12 protein-coding genes are annotated in these 18832 nt (G+C 41.4%); all 12 read left to right on the top strand.

Translation table 11 applies throughout. From position 1 onward, the window contains the following. Positions 1-2 precede the first annotated feature (2 nt). The 12 genes from DBR43_RS03330 (at position 3) to DBR43_RS03275 (ending at position 18824) form a co-directional block, all read left to right on the top strand. Complete coding sequence (locus DBR43_RS03330; RefSeq protein ID WP_124577884.1) at positions 3-1601, top strand: glycoside hydrolase family 28 protein; 1599 nt, start codon at positions 3-5, stop codon at positions 1599-1601. 13 nt (positions 1602-1614) lie between these two features. Further along, a complete protein-coding gene (locus DBR43_RS03325) occupies positions 1615-3555 on the top strand; it encodes a glycoside hydrolase family 97 protein (RefSeq protein ID WP_124577882.1) in 1941 nt (646 codons plus the stop codon). A gap of 18 nt (positions 3556-3573) precedes the next feature. Then, complete coding sequence (locus tag DBR43_RS03320; RefSeq protein ID WP_124577880.1) at positions 3574-4683, top strand: glycoside hydrolase family 105 protein; 1110 nt, start codon at positions 3574-3576, stop codon at positions 4681-4683. Between the two features lie 13 nt (positions 4684-4696). Beyond that, positions 4697-6835: an alpha-glucuronidase family glycosyl hydrolase gene (locus tag DBR43_RS03315; protein WP_124577879.1), complete on the top strand. Its 2139-nt coding sequence runs from the start codon at positions 4697-4699 to the stop codon at positions 6833-6835. A 36-nt stretch (positions 6836-6871) separates the two neighbouring features. Further along, positions 6872-7633 carry an SGNH/GDSL hydrolase family protein gene (locus DBR43_RS03310; protein ID WP_124577877.1) on the top strand — a complete coding sequence of 254 codons (762 nt, stop codon included), beginning with the start codon at positions 6872-6874 and terminating at the stop codon, positions 7631-7633. Positions 7634-7716: 83 nt separating this feature from the next. Beyond that, positions 7717-9372: an FAD-dependent oxidoreductase gene (locus DBR43_RS03305; protein WP_124577875.1), complete on the top strand. Its 1656-nt coding sequence runs from the start codon at positions 7717-7719 to the stop codon at positions 9370-9372. Positions 9373-9682: 310 nt separating this feature from the next. Next, the gene (locus tag DBR43_RS03300; protein WP_124577873.1) at positions 9683-10252 is read left to right on the top strand and encodes an RNA polymerase sigma factor; all 570 of its coding nucleotides are present in this window, start codon (positions 9683-9685) and stop codon (positions 10250-10252) included. A gap of 446 nt (positions 10253-10698) precedes the next feature. Continuing rightward, positions 10699-11811, top strand: a complete 1113-nt coding sequence (locus DBR43_RS03295; protein WP_124577871.1) for a FecR family protein — start codon at positions 10699-10701, stop codon at positions 11809-11811. A gap of 194 nt (positions 11812-12005) precedes the next feature. Further along, entirely contained in the window at positions 12006-15299 is a 3294-nt protein-coding gene (locus DBR43_RS03290; protein ID WP_158622412.1) for a SusC/RagA family TonB-linked outer membrane protein, read from the top strand. 17 nt (positions 15300-15316) lie between these two features. Next, on the top strand, positions 15317-17131 hold the full coding sequence (locus tag DBR43_RS03285; RefSeq protein ID WP_124577867.1) for a RagB/SusD family nutrient uptake outer membrane protein: 1815 nt from the start codon (positions 15317-15319) through the stop codon (positions 17129-17131). A gap of 31 nt (positions 17132-17162) precedes the next feature. Beyond that, on the top strand, positions 17163-17693 hold the full coding sequence (locus tag DBR43_RS03280; protein WP_124577865.1) for a hypothetical protein: 531 nt from the start codon (positions 17163-17165) through the stop codon (positions 17691-17693). Between the two features lie 6 nt (positions 17694-17699). Then, complete coding sequence (locus DBR43_RS03275; protein WP_124577863.1) at positions 17700-18824, top strand: SusE domain-containing protein; 1125 nt, start codon at positions 17700-17702, stop codon at positions 18822-18824. Positions 18825-18832: the final 8 nt, after the last annotated feature.

The raw sequence follows: 18832 nt of genomic DNA, 5'->3' as shown, positions 1-18832 counted from the left end.
ATATGAATTTTAAATTATACAGTAGGATTTTCATGGTACTGTTTGCCATGATTTCCTCTTTTCAAATCTTTGCTGTACCTCCAGGTACGGCAAAGATCTTTAGTTATCCGGTTCCTCCTATCTACAAGACATCAACCATTTTTGAACTTCGGGTAAATGGAGTTTTGGTACCTGTAATCGGGTATAATAAAAAGTATGACTATGCTCAGCTGTCGATGAGCACAGGAACGGCTGAATTTACGATTACCCTGAAAAATGGTGAGCAGGTATCTGATTTTCAAATCAGCCCTAAAAAAATCGCAGTTCGGGGCACACATACTGGTAACATGCTCAGATTTACCCTTCATAAGGATGAGTATCTTATTGTTAAGATAAATCGGTTCAGGGAATTGGTTATTGCGGCGGATGCGGAAGAATGGGATAAGCCATCTCCTTCAGGATCTGGAATTTTTAACATTACTGATCAACCTTACGGTGCCCTTAGTTCAGGTCGGCGTCTTGCTACTGGAGCTATTCAAAAAGCCATCGATGATGCAGCTGAATATAAAGGTGGGGAAGGCATTGTCTACGTTCCGGCAGGGGTGTACCCGGTTAGAAATCTAAAATTGAAAAGTAAGACGAGCCTTTACCTGGAAGGCGGAGCGGTGTTATTGTTCAGCGGACAGGAAAAGGACTTTAAGATCAGTGCCCGCAAGGCCTCACAAAACAGGAACATCACCTGGTGGATTGCCACAGACAGCGGTACACACGATATCAAAATATACGGACGGGGAACTCTGGACGGGAATGGAAAGTATGCAACAGAAAAAAATAACCTTGGGGCCCATATCCTGGCCATTATGCATACCGAAAGGTTTGAACTTAATGGGCCGGTAATCAGGGAATCCGGTGCCTGGGCAATCATTCCGACACGCTCTAAAAACCTGGTGTTTCAGAACTTTAAAATTTTCAACCGGTTTGATATGGGTGAAAATGATGGCATTGATGTCATAGAGTCACAGAATGTATTGGTAAAACATGCTATCGGTATCGCACTCGACGACCCTTTCTCTACAAAGACCTGGACACAGGATACAGATTTATGTCGCAACTGGCCTGGAAAACCTATGGTTCAGGACGGTGTGGTATTTGAAGATTGCATTTCATGGACTTACTGCTATGGTTATAAAATCGGGCAGGGGGTTATGCAGGACCAGCGGAATATCGTATTTAAAGACTGTGTAGTTTACGATGCTGCAGTGGGTATCGGCATTCATCATAAATGGGGAACGGCCTCCGTGAAAAATGTATTGTTTGATGGGATAGACATTGAACGATTGTCCTATCAGAACGATGACCATCGTACCTGGGCTATCTTCTTTATGCAGAATGGAGATAAAAAAGGAAGTGGGCCAATTTCTGATGTCCTTGTTAAAAACGTACTGGTTAGAGACGCAGGAAAATCGCCTGGTAAAATCAAAGGGATAAGTGCCGCAACTCCTGTCACAAATCTGAGGTTCGAAAATATTGTGATGCCGGGGATGGTAGGGCCCGCAAGCACCTTACAGCAAATTAAAATGACCGATACCATTAATACGAACCACATACAAATCAAAAAATAAAAAACTAATACAAATGAAATTTATCAAATTATTAATTCTATCACCGCTTTTCTTGTATGCTACAGGTCTGCAGGCACAAAAGAAATATCTGCTCCATTCACCAGACCATAAAATTGAAGTTACACTTTCGGTATCCGACAGTGTGTATTATACGGTAAAAGTAGACCAGAAAGAACTCATTTCGTCTTCTGCCATTGCCTTAGAGGTGGACGGTAAAAACAAATGGAAAGTTGCCAAAACTAGTACTACAAAGCACAATGCCGTTTTGCATCCGGTGGTTTGGCAAAAGAGTAAGGATGTGGCTGATGTTTACAACCTGCTACGCCTTGATTTTAACAACGGCCTTGCCCTGGAATGGAAAGCCTTTGATAATGGGGTATCATGGAGATGGCTGAGTAAACTCAAAGGGGATTTTTTAGTAAAGTCTGAAACCGCAAGGTTCAATTTTAAAGGCTCTGGCAAGGCCTGGTACCCGCAGGAAGAGCAGTTCTTTTCACACAATGAGCGTGAATATAAAAACTATACCCTGAATCAGCTGGACGACAAGAAGCTAGCCAGTTTGCCTGCCTTGTTCCAGGTAGGAGATGTAAAACTGTTGCTTACCGAGTCAGATCTGTTCAACTATGCCGGTATGTGGTTAAGAGGGACAGGAAAAGGCGGTGTACGTGGTGTTTTTCCTGCTTATCCCAAAGTAAAAGCCATCACCAGCGATCGTGATGAGCAGGTAAAGCAACGAGAAGATTACCTGGCCAAAGCGAATGGAGAGCAGAGTTTTCCCTGGAGAGTGATCATGGTGGCAAGAGAAGATAAGGATATTCTTGTCAATCAAATGCCCTATCTTTTGGGCAGGCCATCTAAGGGTGATTTTAGTTGGGTAAAACCGGGTAAGGTACAGTGGGACTGGTGGCACTATAACAATGTTTATGAAGTAGATTTTAAAGCGGGGATCAATAATGATACCTATAAATATTATATAGATGTAGCTTCAAAATATGGAATTGAATACGTTTTGCTGGATGAGGGCTGGTGTGATACCCGAGACTTGATGAAACAATCACCGGGTATCGACGTGGCTGAACTTGCGGGTTACGCAAAAAGTAAAAATGTTGACCTGCTGTTATGGTCAAGCTGGCTTGTACTGGACAAACAGCTGGACATGGCCCTTGACCAGTTTCAGAAATGGGGCATCAAGGGTATCAAGGTAGATTTCATGCAGCGCGATGACCAGGAAATGGTGAACTATTATGAGAAAGTTGCGCTCGCAGCTGCAAAGAGAAAACTATTGGTCGACTTTCATGGCGCCTATAAGCCTACAGGCTGGTTGCGCACCTATCCGAACATCATGACTTCCGAAGGCGTGCTGGGCAATGAGATCAGCAAATTTGCCGGATCTATAACGCCTTCACACACCGCTACACTTCCCTTTACCCGGATGGCGGCCGGACCAATGGATTTTACTCCGGGAGGTATGCGGAATGTGCATAAAAAAGAATGGGCTGCAGCTCCGGCAGAACCTATGACCCTGGGTACCCGCTGTAACCAGATGGCCATGTATGTGATTTATGAAAGCCCTTTACAGATGTTATGTGATATTCCTACCCATTATCTTAAAGAGTCACAGTCTATGGAATTCATCAAAGCTGTTCCATCCGTATGGGCAAAAACAGTGGCATTGAATGGAAAAGTGGGCGAATACGTGACAATGGCCAGGCAGGCGGCCAATGGCGACTGGTATTTAGGCTCAATGACGGACTGGACAGAAAGAGAATTTGAGCTTTCGCTTGCTTTTTTGTCGCAGGGGGAATATCAAATGCAAGTCTGGAAAGATGGAGTAAATGCCAACAATAACGCGAAGGATTTTAAAATGGAAACCCTTAAGGTTAACCGCGATACACCATTACATATCAAACTGGCTTCGGGCGGTGGATATGTGGCCAGATTAATTAAACTTTAATTGCTGAGTTCTTATCCTATGAAAAGATATGTTATACTGTTTGCGGTGTTAAGTTTTTGCACTGCAAAAGCACAAATAAAAGATTTCAAAAACTGGCCGAAAGGCAGCGATCCCAAAGAGATTGGGAATTTGCTTACCCGGCATTTTATTGAAACACCGCATACCAATTTCGGTATGCCCGGCCCTCCGGGGTCTATTACTTATTCAGAGGTATGTGCCTGGTATGGTGCATTAAAGTTTGCAGAGATAACTAAAAATAAGGATCTGTTAAACGAGCTGGACCTAAGGTTAAGACCTTTATTGTATGAAAAGAAAAATCTGCAGCCCAGACCAGATCATGTGGACCCTAACGTTTTTGGTTCATTGCCACTTGAACTATTTATGCAGACTAAAAACCCGGTTTATAGGGATATGGGCAAATGGTTTGCCGACCAGCAATGGACCATGCCTACAAATGCGAAACCGGAGTACCAGGCTTTGCTCGATAAGGGGCTAACCTGGCAGACAAGAATGTGGATCGATGACATGTATATGATCACGAATATCCAGGCACAGGCCTACAGGGCTACTGGCGAGAAGAAGTACATCGACAGGGCAGCCGCAGAAATGGTTGTTTACCTGGATGCGATACAGCGGCCTAACGGTTTATTTTTCCATGCTGCAGATGTACCTTTTTTTTGGGGAAGAGGAAATGGATGGATGGCAGCAGGAATGACCGAGTTGCTGAGCTCCTTACCTGTGGATAATAAAGATCGGCCCAGAATTTTAAAAGCCTATCAAACCATGATGCGCAGTTTAAAGGAATACCAGACAAAAGAGGGAATGTGGTTGCAATTGGTGGATGATGCTACTTCCTGGCCGGAAACCTCTGGAACAGGTATGTTTACTTTCGCTATAATCACTGGAGTGAAAAGTGGATGGTTGGATGAAAAGGAGTATGCTCCGGTAGCCCGCAAAGCATGGATTGCGCTCACAAAATACATAGAAAAGAATGGTGATGTAAGAGAGGTTTGTCAGGGTACCAACAAAGAAAACAGCAGGCAGTACTACCTGGACAGAAAGAGAATTACGGGAGATATGCATGGGCAGGCACCCGTATTGTGGAGTGTTTTTGCCCTGCTTCAATAAATTATAGCACGAAATGAACAGAATAATTTTAATGTTGTTTGCGATGCTTATCGGAACGAACGGCTATGCGGAAAACGGTTATGATTTGTGGCTTAGGTATAAGCCAGTGTATGACACAAATAAAACTAATATATACAGGTCTGTTATCAAACAAATTTATGTAGCAGGAGAATCAAAAACAATTGCAGCTGCAACAATGGAATTGCAAATAGGAATAAAGGGCTTGCTTAGCAGATCCTTAAAGTCTGTACGGCACATCAATACTGACGGGACACTGCTGTTGGGCACACCAATTACATCTGCAACGATAGCAAAACTTCGCCTGGCAGAGTTAAGTAGGGTTGGAAATGAAGGATACTTAATTAAGTCTATCCGGATTAATGGGAAGTCTTGTTTGGTAATCGCTGCCAATACCGATATAGGTGTGCTTTATGGATCCTACAGGTTGTTGAGTTTGATTCAAACGGGACAATCTATCCAGAATATCTCTATCGTTGATCATCCCAAAATACAGCTTCGTGTGCTTAACCACTGGGATAATTTAAATGGAACAATTGAAAGAGGTTATGCTGGATATTCTTTATGGGATTGGCAACGGTTGCCTGGGTATCTGGATCCAAGGTATACTGACTATGCCCGGGCTAATGCTTCTATAGGTATAAACGGTACGGTGATAAATAACGTAAATGCCAGTGCCAGGAGTTTAACCAAAGATTACCTGATTAAAGCGGCTGCACTTGCACAGGTGTTCAGGCCTTATGGTATAAAAATTTATCTGACGGCACGTTTTAGTGCTCCAATTGAAATAGGAGGATTAAAGACTGCTGATCCATTAGATCCTGAAGTGATTAAATGGTGGAAGAGAAAGGCCGATGAGATTTATAGTTACATCCCGGATTTCGGCGGTTTTTTGGTAAAGGCGAATTCGGAGGGCCAGCCCGGTCCCCAGGATTATAAACGCAGTCATGCTGAAGGTGCTAATATGATGGCTGATGCTTTGGCTCCTCATAACGGCGTAGTAATGTGGCGTGCCTTTGTGTATGAAAATATTAAAGGAGAGGACCGTGCCAAGCAAGCCTATCAGGAGTTTAAAAAATTTGATGGCGCTTTTAAAAGTAATGTCTTTATTCAGCCTAAGAACGGGCCGATCGATTTTCAGCCAAGGGAGCCTTTTCATCCATTATTTGGGGCAATGTCAAAAACACAGCTAATGCTGGAGTTTCAGATCACTCAGGAATATTTGGGGTTTGCTACTCATCTGGTTTACCTGGCTCCTTTATTCAAAGAAACATTATCGGCAGACACTTATTCTAAGGGGAAAGGATCGACTATTGCTAAAATAGTTGAAGGCAAACTAGAGGAGCACCAGCGCTCTGGGATTGCGGGTGTGGCCAACATCGGCAGTGACATAAATTGGACGGGGCACCCTTTTGCACAATCTAACTGGTATGCATTTGGCCGAATGGCCTGGAATCCAGATTTGAGTCCGGCAGTCATCGCAGATGACTGGTTAAAGATGACATTCACTAATGATTCGTCTTTTGTCGCACCTGTAAAAGAATATATGTTAGCCTCCAGAGAACATGCTGTAAATTACATGATGCCCCTTGGTTTAAACCACATTATGAATCTGGGGACACATTATGGGCCAGGGCCCTGGGATAAAATTACGGGATGGAATGCGCATGATTATCATCTGGCAGATGATGAGGGCATTGGCGTAGATCGTACAGATAAGGGTTCTGATGCTGTTTCACAGTACTTTCCGGAAGTCAGGGCGCAATATAACGACATCAATAAGATTCCCCCTGAACTGTTACTCTGGTTCCATCATGTGCCCTGGAAATACAAGATGGCAAGTGACAGAAATCTTTGGGAAGAACTGGTATATCGCTATTATTCGGGAGTAAGCGCTGTTGAAAAAATGCAGGATAAATGGGATAGACTTGAACATAAGATCGATCCGGTTCGGTTTGAACAGGTTAAACAATTGCTTGCTGAACAGCAACGTGAAGCGGCCTGGTGGCGGGATGGATCAGTGCTGTACTTTCAAACCTATGCTAAGATGCCATTGCCTGCCGGTTATAAGGCACCTTTGCGAACATTGGAACATTACAAACAAATAAAGATGCCGGATCGTATCAATAAGTAAATACAAATTATTAAAATATCAATCTTCATTTAATATATGGATGCCAGAATAAAAAAAGAGCGGCGTAATTTTATTAAAACAGCGGCTGTTGGTGGATTATTGTCCTTAGTAAGTCCGCAGTTGTTGTCAGCAGCTCCAGATGTAAAAAGTGCAAAAATCACTTTGTCTGAAAATGATGTTATTTTGTTTCAGGGAGATTCTATTACTGATGCGGGGAGAAACAGAGATAACCGTGATTTCAATCAGGCAGGGGCTTTAGGCAGAGGATATGCTTTCCTGGCAGCCTCTGAACTCCTGAATAAACATGCCGATAAAAATCTAAAGATCTATAACAGAGGGGTTAGTGGGAATAAGATTTTCCAGCTTGCTGAACGCTGGGATAAAGATTGTTTGGAGATCAAGCCAAATATATTGAGTTTATTGATCGGTGTTAATGATTACTGGCATAAACATAATGGAAGCTATACCGGTACGCTTCAAAGTTATGAAGACGATTTCCGGGCCTTATTAAATAGGACAAAGCAGGCTTTGCCTGATGTGAAGCTGATCATTGCAGAACCTTTTGCTGTAAATAATATAAGTGCTGTTGATCGTACATGGTATCCTGAGTTTGACCATTACAGGTTTGCAGCACAGCGGGTAGCTAGTGATTTTGGAGCGGTATGGATTCCTTTTCAAAAAGTTTTTAATGGTGCTCAGAAAAAAGCCCCTGGCATTTACTGGACTACTGATGGTGTTCACCCGAGTATGGCGGGTTCACAATTGATGGCGAAAGAATGGCTCGAAGCAATTAAATAAATAACAATACTCAGTCTTGAAAACAGAATTGCTTCCTTTAGGAATAACTGAGTTAATTTTAACATGTAAAAACTAATGAATTGATGATCTATACTATTTATCGCCGTGTAATTTTGTTGGGTTTTCTGGTGCTTCTCACTTTGACCAGTCGTTCCGGGGACAAGATGATTTTTGATGCTGATATTATTATTTATGGCGGAACATCTGCCGGAGTTATAGCTGGTGTCCGGGCTGCAAAACTTGGGAAAAAAGTGATTTTAGTTTCCCCGGATGTACATCTTGGTGGACTGTCTTCAGGAGGTCTTGGTTTTACTGACACTGGTAACAAGCAAGTGATTGGCGGTCTTGCCAGAGATTTTTATCACCGTGTTTTTCTACATTACCAGCAAGCGGATGCCTGGCGCTGGCAAAAAAAAGAAGCCTATGGGAATAAAGGACAAGGTACTCCGGCAATAGATGGTGAGGAGCGTACAATGTGGATATTTGAGCCGCATGCGGCCGAGCAGATTATGGAAGATCTGATCCGTGAGAACAAAATCGCTGTGTATCGGGATGAATGGCTGGATCGTAAGAAAGGGGTAGTGAAGAAAAACGGTAGGATCATTTCATTTAAAACGCTCAGTGGTAAAGTCTTCTGTGGCAGAATGTTTATAGATGCGACCTACGAAGGCGACTTGATGGCCGCTTCAAAAGTCAGTTACCACATTGGAAGGGAGGCAAATCATGTTTATGGAGAAAAATGGAATGGAGTACAGACGGATATTTTTCAGCATAGCCACCATTTTGAAAAGGATATTGATCCCTATAAAATACCGGGCGACAAAACCAGTGGATTGCTTACCGGTATTTCTAGTGAGTCTCCGGGGGTAAAAGGGAAAGGGGACACTAAGCTTCAGGCTTACTGTTTCAGGATGTGTCTTACGGATAATCCGGAGAACCGGATTGCTTTCCCCAAACCTGACCGTTATGATGCATCCGATTACGAACTGCTTGCCAGACTGTTTCAGCAGGAATGGAATGAACTGTTCAATAAGTTTGATCCTGTCCCGAACAGAAAAACGGATACCAATAACCATGGTCCGTTTAGTACCGATTATATCGGAATGAATTATAGCTATCCAGAAGCCTCCTATCAGGAACGCAGGGAAATCATTAAACAACATGAGAATTATCAAAAGGGTCTGTTTTATTTTATGTGTACAGATTTAAGAGTTCCCGCTATTGTGCGACAGCGTTTAAACACCTGGGGTCTGGCGAAAGATGAGTTCATGGAAAACGGCAATTGGCCCCGGCAGTTGTATATCAGAGAGGCGCGTAGGATGATTGGTGAGTACGTGATGACAGAAAATGAGGTGCTCGGAATTAAGGATGTACCCCAGTCAATTGGAATGGGATCATATGCTCTGGATTCTCATAATACACAGAGATATGTTAATGAGAGGGGCTTTGTACAAAACGAAGGGGATATTGGTGTGAAAGCACCCAAACCTTATGGCATAAGTTATGGTTCGATTGTGCCAAAGGTAGCAGAGTGTCGCAATCTTTTGGTGCCGGTATGTATGTCTAGTTCCCACATTGCTTATGGTTCAGTTAGGATGGAACCTGTATTCATGATCTTGGGTGAATCTGCGGCCACCGCAGCATCGCTAGCAATTGATGATCAAGTTGACGTGCAAAGTGTGGATTTTAAAAAGCTGGAAATGATATTGCTGAAACAACATCAGCGCTTGAAACTATAAAGCTGTAAATCCAATATTACTATTCGGCCTGTAGTAATATCGGATTTACTGATGCTGGAGACTTTTCCGGTGCTTTTTACCAAATGGGGTGTTTGCAGTGTTGATTTATGGAGAGAACCAAATTGTTGCCTGGGAAAGATCCGGAACCCTTGAAGGTGGAGATACCGTTGAATGCTAGCGTAAATACTGCTGCCAATTTATGCGGTAACAAATACAGTAGGAAGGTTTAATCTACTCTTGTTTAGATATTCTGAAATCTGATTGCAGTTTTATGAAATTTAATAATATATTCGTTTACCTATAACCAAATATGCCAGCATATCAATCTCTTACAGATACTGAACTGTTCACGTTGTTGTGCAATGATGATCACGAGGCATTTACGGAGATTTATGATCGCTACAGTGCCCTTCTATATGTTCACGCTTACAAAAGAATCAGAAATAGGGAAGAGGCAAGGGACTTGATCCATGAATTGTTTACTGTTTTATGGAGCAAGCGAGATCTGATTGTTTTAAAAACGGGACTTTCTGCTTATCTATACAGATCGGTAAGGAACAGGGTGATTGATCTGGTAAACCGAAATAAACTCCAAACTTACTATGTCAGTTCTTTCGAAGGCTTTTTAAATAATGGGACGAATATAACAGACCATGCTATCCGGTTAAAAGAACTTAGTCTTTTAATAGAGAATGAGGTAGATAAATTGCCTGAAAAAATGAAACAGGTATTCGTCCTCAGTAGAAATGAGTATCGTAGTCACAAGGAAATCTCTGAAACGCTCGAGATTTCTGAACTTACCGTGCGTAAACAGATTAACAGCGCCCTAAAAGTTTTACGACCTAAATTAAGTAAATTACTCACATTCTTTTTTTTATAACAAAAAGCTAAACTGATTTAGTGTCATCTGATTTTGTTTCAAGTGATCTATTCTATAGCGGCCGGTTGTTCGTCTATATTTCTAGTTAACACAAAAAAATATATAAAACAGATATAGAAGTTGTACCGGAGAGGTATAGAAGTAGGGCCTAAACTTGGTGAAATGCTCAAGTCCTTTGTATTCAATTGTAATTTGTGATTATTTTTTCAATTGATCTACTCCATACCCACCACTTGTTCGTCAATGTGCTAATTGAGACAAAAGTGTTTTGTAAAAGCCAAATATAAAGATGTATTGGACAGGGTTAAAAGTAAGGCTGAATCCAAGTATACTGTTCGACTTTTTTTGTCTAACAGGACGTGTATTTATTTTTTTCAATCGATCTACTCCATACCACTTGGTTGTTCGTCAATGTGTTTATTATGACAAAAGCATTTTTTTAAGATATGGATAAACCAGATATTAAGGATTTATTAGACAGGTATAAAAGTGGTAGCTGTACCGCAGAGGAACGTTCGCTTGTAGAAAGCTGGTATTTGACCTGGGATACTGGGTCTTTTGATCTTTCTGAACAGGAATTGCTGGCAGACCTTGCCCTGGTCAAAAGTGAATTGCCTGGGAAGAGACGACACAGGTTATTTTACTATCCGGCCGTTGCCGCTGTAGCTGGACTGATCACTTTAAGTATTGCAGTTTATTGGTTCGCTTATAACCAAAGCACTGATAAAAAACAGGTAGCGAGCATAAATTTGATCGTGCCAGGAAGCAGCAAAGCTACACTGACACTTGCAGATGGCTCAACTGTGGTGTTAGATTCAGGTTCGACTTTGGATGGAATTAACCAGTTTGGAGTCACGATCAGCAAATCTGCAAATGGTAAACTGGTTTACCGCAGTGGAAAAACTGTAACAACAGTCGATGCATATAATACCTTATCTACACCCAAAGGTGGGCAATACGAGATCACCCTGCCCGATGGTACAAAAGTTTGGCTAAATGCGGCCTCTAAGCTCCGCTTTCCGGTTATTTTTACTGCTAATGAGCGAAGGGTTGAGTTGATCGGAGAAGCTTATTTTGAAGTGGTAAAAGATAGAAATAGGCCATTTAAAGTAAAGTCTGACCAGCAGGAAATTACTGTATTGGGTACGCATTTTAATGTGAATGCCTATGGCGATGAGGTTTTTACAAAAACTACTTTGCTGGAGGGCAGCGTAAGAGTAAATAAAGGCACCTCTCGGGTTCTGCTCATGCCTGGTCAGCAGGCTGTGAGTGAGGTGTCTTCGTCTGCTCTCACCGTTCGAAAAGATGTCGATTTGAGTGAATCCATCGCCTGGAAAAACGGACTTTTCGTGTTTGAACAGGAGGACGTTTTTTCGATTATGAACAAAATTTCCAGATGGTATGATATTGAAGTAGTGTACCATGGAAATCTGAAAGGAAAAAAATACAGTGGTAATATTTCAAAGTTTGAGGATGTAACGGAAGTTTTAAAAACGATGCAGCTTACCGGAACCATTCAGTTTAAAGTTGAAGGAAGGAGGATTATCGTTATGCCTTAAACTTTACATAGACTATAAAAAAGAGACCCGGAAGCGTTTGCACCGCTCCGGATCAGTTAAGGTCTGCAAAACCTTGGCAAGAGAACCAAACCGTTTCGAAAGTTTTAATTTCACTTACTAACCAAATGTACAAAATTTTTAACGACCTACCATGTTGGGCATCTCCCCGCATGGGATCAATTTTTCTACTCCGAATGAAATTTACGATCATCCTGCTGCTTACAGCGATCATTCAGGTGAATGCATCAACTTATGCGCAGACCATCAACCTGAAGGTTAAAAACACTGATATAGAGAAGGTGTTTAAATCGCTTCGCGAACAAAGCAAGTATAACTTTTATTATGAAAATGACATGATCAGCAAGGCGAATCCTGTAACCTTGTCTGCAGTTAATGAGCCGTTTTTAAGTGTTCTGGAAAGATGTTTTAAGAACCAGCCTTTTACTTATTTAATTAACCACAATACGGTTGTGGTGAGGAAAAAAACAGATACTGCGACACAAATGCCGAAAAAGGCTGATATCATTGTTACTGGAAAGGTTTTAGATGAGAATAGTAAACCGATACCTGGTGTTTCGGTAAAGCTGAAAGGAACAGCAGTTACAGTTGCTACATCACCTGAAGGAGATTTTACTATGAAAGTTCCAGAGGATGCAATACTTATGTTTTCTTATATCGGATATGAAACTCAGGAGATTCCTGTTCAGGGAAGAAGAAATATACAAATTAATTTAAAGCCTGCTGATAATAAACTGGACGACGTTGTAGTTGTCGCTTACGGACAAAAGCAAAGAAAGATAGAAACGCTTGGCGCACAGTCTACTTTAAACGTAGATGACCTTAAACAACCCGTCGCTAATATTTCTACGGTACTCGCCGGTAGAGTATCAGGACTTGTAGGCGTACAAAGAAGTGGTGAGCCAGGTAGGGATGGTGCTGATCTTTGGATCAGAGGGGTGATCTCTCTTGGAAATAACGCACCTTTGATTTTGGTTGATGGTGTTGAACGTTCTTTTAGTAATATAGATCCGAATGACATTGAGAGTTTCTCCATTTTAAAAGATGCCTCTTCTACTTCGGTTTATGGGGTAAGGGGGGCAAATGGAGTGATAATTGTCAACACCAAAAGAGGTAAGGCAGGAAGAACAGAAATTAACCTGGATTATTATCAGGGACTGACCAATTTTACCAGAGTTCCGGAAACTGCTGATGGGGTCACCTATATGCAGATGGCAAATGAAGCGAGGTTAACCAGGGGCGGTGCGCCAAGGTATACACAGGAACAGATCAGTAAAACATTAAGTCGGGAAGATCCTTATCTGTATCCAAACGTGAACTGGTTTGACGAAATATTTAACGATTTTGGAAAGAACAAGAAAGCTAACCTGAGTATTCGCGGCGGTGGTGAAAAGTCTACGTTTTACGTATCCGCGGGATATTACGATGAAACAGGGCTATTTAAAACAGATGCGTTGCAGCAATACAATTCTTCTATTAAGTTTTCACGTGTAAACTTTAGCTCTGCGCTCACTTTAAAAGCAACTAAAACAACAACAATAGATGTGGGTATCAAAGGCTGGATTTCCAATGGTAATTATCCGGGAACCAGTGCCAGTGATATATTTGCTAACTCATTGAGAACTTACCCTGTACTTTACCCGGTGATGTATCCTGGCAACAAAGAACCGTTTTTATCTACAGGAGGAGGTTTAAATAGTTCTTACGGTTTGCTGACAAACAGAGGTTATTCAACTACTTACGAGAATCAGATTATGTCTGACATTCGCGTAAACCAGGATCTGAGTGGCATTCTAAAAGGATTGTCAGCCCATGTACTTTATTCTTTCGATGCCACTAATTCCAATTCACTGAACCGTACTAAAACACCAACAACTTATTTTGCTACAAAAAGAGATGATAATGGCGAATTGGTATATACAACTATAGGGCAGGGACAGGATTACCTGGCTTTTGGCAGAGGCAATGGTGGCAGCAGGCAGTTCTATTTAGAGGGGGCCATTAAATATAGTCAGACTTTCGGTGACCATAGAGTTGGTGGTATGCTTTTATACAACCAGAGTGATAGGGTTAGCGCAACGGCCGGTGATTTGATAGGGTCAATTCCATATAGAAGTTTAGGTGGCGTAGGAAGGTTTACCTATTCTTATAAAGACCGTTACCTGGCTGAACTTACCTTTGGTTACAATGGTGCGGAGAACTTTGCGCCATCTAAACGTTACGGATTTTTCCCGTCTTACGCTTTGGGATGGGTGGTATCTAATGAGTCATTTTACGGAAATGCAGCTAATATATTTCAGTTGGTAAAACTAAGAGGTTCTTATGGAATTGTAGGAAGCAGTAGTATTGGTGGCCGGAGATTCTCTTATATAGGCACTGTAGAAAACACGGGTAATCCTTATGTCTTCGGAGAAAACAGGGCCAGTATCAACGCTGTTCAGGGAATTGACATTGCTGATTATGCGGTGGATGCAACCTGGGAAACAGAGAAGGATTTAAACCTTGGCTTGGAGCTTAAAACGCTGAACAATGCATTAGGTTTACAAATAGATGTGTTTACCCGTAAGCGCGAAAATATATTCAGAGAACGGGGGGTGGTGCCAAGCTTTTTAGGGATCAGAAAGAATTTACAGGGTAATTTGGGTATTACAGAAGCTAAAGGTATAGATTTTACTGGAAATTACGATAAGCGATTCGGAGAAGTAGCCGTTTCTTTCCAGGGAACTTTTACCTACAACAAAAATAAAGTAATAGAAGATGATAGTCCTATCCCTGATTATCCATGGCAAGAATCAAGAGGGCAGTCGGTTTACAACAGAAGAGGTTATATAGCTGAAGGTTTTTATACCCAGGCAGAGATTGACGATCCCTCTGTACCTAGGACTGCAGGTGTTGTTCAAGCGGGAGATTTGAAGTTCAGGGATTTAAATAGTGACGGGATTATTAACATAGATGACCAGACGTTCATAGGAAAAGATCAGGTTCCACAAATTTTATATGGCTTTGGAACGACAGTGGGATATAAGGGCTTTTCTTTGGGCGCATTTTTCCAGGGGGCCGGTTCTGTAGATTTTTATTTTTCGAACGAATTTATGCCATTTAGAAACGGAGATGCAAAGGGAAGTCTGTATTCGAATATCCTGGATAGATGGACCCCGGAAAATCCCAATCAGAATGCTTTTTATCCAAGACTTACCTACGGTTCAGATATCAATCAAAACTACGCCACCAGCACCAAATTTCTACAGAACGGTCGATTTTTAAGACTGAAGACATTAGATTTTGGTTATACATTTAAAAAGGAAACGATTGGGTTTGCCGGTTTGCAAAAGTTAAGGCTTTATTTTATCGGTTATAATCTGTTTACCATCAGTCCTTTTAGGTTCTGGGATCCGGAAATGGGTGGAGGATCTGGTACCAGATATCCCAATATCAAAACCTTTAGTTTAGGCCTTAGTGCTACTTTTTAACCTTAGCAATTTTTGACATGAAAAGAAATATATTTTTTATAACTGTATTGGTTATCGCAGTTATAAGTTCGTTAAGTGGCTGTAAAAAATTCCTCGATCAGGTGCCCGACGACAGGCAAACAATTGATGATGTATTTAAGAAAAGATCAGAATCTGAAAAATATCTTGCTGGTGTATATGACTATATCAGATCTAATGCAGATTGGAGTCTAGGTAGTCCATGGGAAGGACTTTCGGATGAAATTGATGTGACTTATAATGATTATGCAACGTTTGCAATGAATACTGGTAACTGGGATAAAAACCGTGGTGATTATAATTTCTGGAGCCATTATTATCAGGGGATCCGCCGTGCATCATATTTTATGCAAAGAGTTCCTGAAAATCCTGAGATTCAACCGGAACTGATTAAGCAATATATTGCTGAAGCAAGGGTATTGCGTGCGTATTTTTATGCCTCTATACTTGCCCAGTATGGTCCGGCGATCATACTTCCCGAAACGGTAATTTCCCCTGATGCAGACATTAGTACTTTTAGTCTTCCTAGAAGTAGTTACGACGAATGTGTAAATTATATTGTAGCTGAACTGGATAAAGCAATGCCTGATCTGCCACCCGGTAAAGGTAATCCTACAGATTACGGACGTATGAAACAGGGAATGGCTTTGGCTATAAAATCCAGAACATTGTTGTATGCGGCAAGTCCGATGTTTAATGGAAACACTACTTATGCGAATTTTAAGAACCCTGATGGAAAGGTGCTGATTAATCAGAGTTTTGATATAAACAAATGGAAGAGAGCAGCCGATGCTGCAAAGGAGCTGATTGATATGCCGGACTACAGTTTATATAAGGAAGTTGATCCGATAACAGGTGCCTTAAAAGTATATGAATCGTTAAAGGGTATTTTTATAAAAGCCTGGAACTCGGAAGTGATCTTGAGCCGCTATACCAGCGATAAATTAAGATCTTATGATCAATGCGGAAATCCATATATACTAGGTGGTTGGTCATCATGGGGTCCCACGCAGACTTCTGTGGACGCTTATTTTATGGCAAATGGTTTGCCTACGGATGACCCGAATTCTCAGTATACCGAAATCGGTTTTACCAATACCGCTACAGCGCAGTATGCTGCCGGAACATCCAATATGTATGTAGGTCGGGAACCCCGTTTTTACAGTGCGGTTACTTTTAACCTGAGTAAATGGATCAATAATTCAAGTAATAATAGCGGTGGAACAGGTTCTTCGCCGATTACTATTCAGATGTATAATGGTGGTAACAGTGGTCAGTACAACGGACGTAATTGGTCGCGTACGGGATATTGTGCGAGGAAACAAGTGAATCCTAATTCCAGAACAGGAAGCAATGAGAACATTGCTGATCGTCCCGAGGTCCTATTTCGTTTGGGCGAGATTTACCTGAACTATGCTGAGGCTTTAAATGAATATAATCCTGGTAATGCTGATATTAAAAAATACATCAACCTGATTAGAGAAAGAGCTGCTATTCCGCAGTACGGATCGGGAGTAGGTTTCGTACCTGAACCAGCAGATCAAAATGCCTGGAGAACAGCGATCCACAGGGAGAGAAGGGTTGAGCTTGCTTTTGAAAGTCATCGTTATTTTGATGTGCGGAGATGGAAGATTGCGGAGCAAACCGATGGCGGACCTTTTTATGGAATGGATGTGAACGCAACTAACACCGCCGCATTTACCAAACGTACGGTTTTTGAAACAAGGGTATTCCTACCAAGGAATTACCTCTGGAATATTTTACCCGGAGAGCTAAACAAAAACAAAAACCTGGTAGCAAATCCAGGATGGTAACCATTTTTTTTATAAAAAAATCAATTAAAATATGAAAAATTTAAATAAAATCAAGATATACAGCACACTAATCATATTTGTATTTTTGTTTAGCAGTTTCAGAAACAAGGAATACCTTAGTCCTGGCCTGACTACTTTTGATGATCACTATCGTACCGTGCCAAATGTAGTAGCCAAGGTAGAATTGACCACGAGTGAATTGACTGGTGACCTTGTCTGGGCAACCGACTCCTGGTCCTATCACAAACTATATATCTGTGTTACTTCCATCCCCGATGATTTTAACGAACGCTACACAGAATACCATGAAGTGTATTATAATGAGGGACAATTTAGTTTTAGTATTCCACGGTTCTTAATTGGTGGACCCGGTACAGTTAGAATTGCAATTACGCCCTACAAAGTTGAGCCTGATCTTCCGGCTATGGGCGCACCAGTTGATGCAATATTTCATATAGATGGCATGTGTTCAATGGCAAGTTTCGGTACACTATATTGGAATGCTTACAACTACTATCCTTCCTCAGGTCCTGTTTTGGAATATTTTACATACCCTAACTAATCTGATATGAAGAACATAGATATTTTTTCAGCGTGTTTGGTGCTATTTTCGGTATTTTCAGGATGTAAGAAGGAAATAGTTGATGTTGTGAATACAACCATTACCGCTCCTGTGCTATTAGCGCCATCAAACAATACGCTAATCAATTTAAGCCCTTTGAGTAATGCTGTAGTCACGTTTGAATGGGATGCGGCAAAAACTGGCAATTATACCGTGTCTTTTTATGAGGTTCAGTTTGATAAAGAAACTGGTGATTTTTCTAATCCGGTGTATAAGGAGTTGTCTGCCCAAAGTGGCTCAGATAATAAGCTATCCATTAACCATAAAATCGTAAACAGAATAGCTAAAGCTGCTTCTATTAATGAACTGGCGTCTGGTAAAGTGAAATGGCGGGTGGTTGCAAATACAGGCGTGGTATCGGCTGTTTCTCAGGTAGGTATCCTGGAGCTTAAAAGGCCAGCAGGTCTTGCCGATAACCCTGTTGATGTTTACATAATGGGAACAGCGACAGAGGCAGGAGAGGATTTGACCAAGGCGTTAAAGTTTAAAAAGTTGGGTGACGGCGTCTTTGAAATTTACACGTCCTTAAATGCGGGTACTTATAAAATGGTAGATAAAACTACCGGAACACCCTTGACTTTTGTGTTAAATGGTACATTGATTACCGAAGCTGCATCCGCCAATAGTCCGGCAACAACTAAAACGGTATACCGCATTAATCTCGATTTTAATTATGCCTCAGCAGTTGTAACTGAGATCGTATCGGTAGGATTATGGTTCTCAGGATATAATACCATAAAAGCGAATCTGGTTTATGATGCTGCAGGTGTATGGAAGGCAACTTTTAACAATGCCTGGAAAACGGAGTCGTGGGGTAAAGATGAGCGCTATAAATTCAGGGTAGTTGAAAAGGATGCTGCAGGTGTATCGGTAACAAAAAACTGGGGTAGTAGTAAACAAGACAATGTAAGACCGACTGTCAATCAGGATCCGACTTATTTCTTACTTAAAGAGGTAAATAACAGCCAGTACGATTTCTCTTATAAATTTCAGGTGGAATCCACCAATACTGAAGTAGCGTTTAAAATGCAGTCTTCTGCAGATTATACACATGTAATCACTTATAAATAATAAAACAG

The organism is Pedobacter sp. KBW06, assembly GCF_003852525.1.
In the GTDB taxonomy this organism is placed as follows: Bacteria; Bacteroidota; Bacteroidia; order Sphingobacteriales; family Sphingobacteriaceae; genus Pedobacter.
This window is presented reverse-complemented; position numbering and strand designations above follow the sequence as displayed.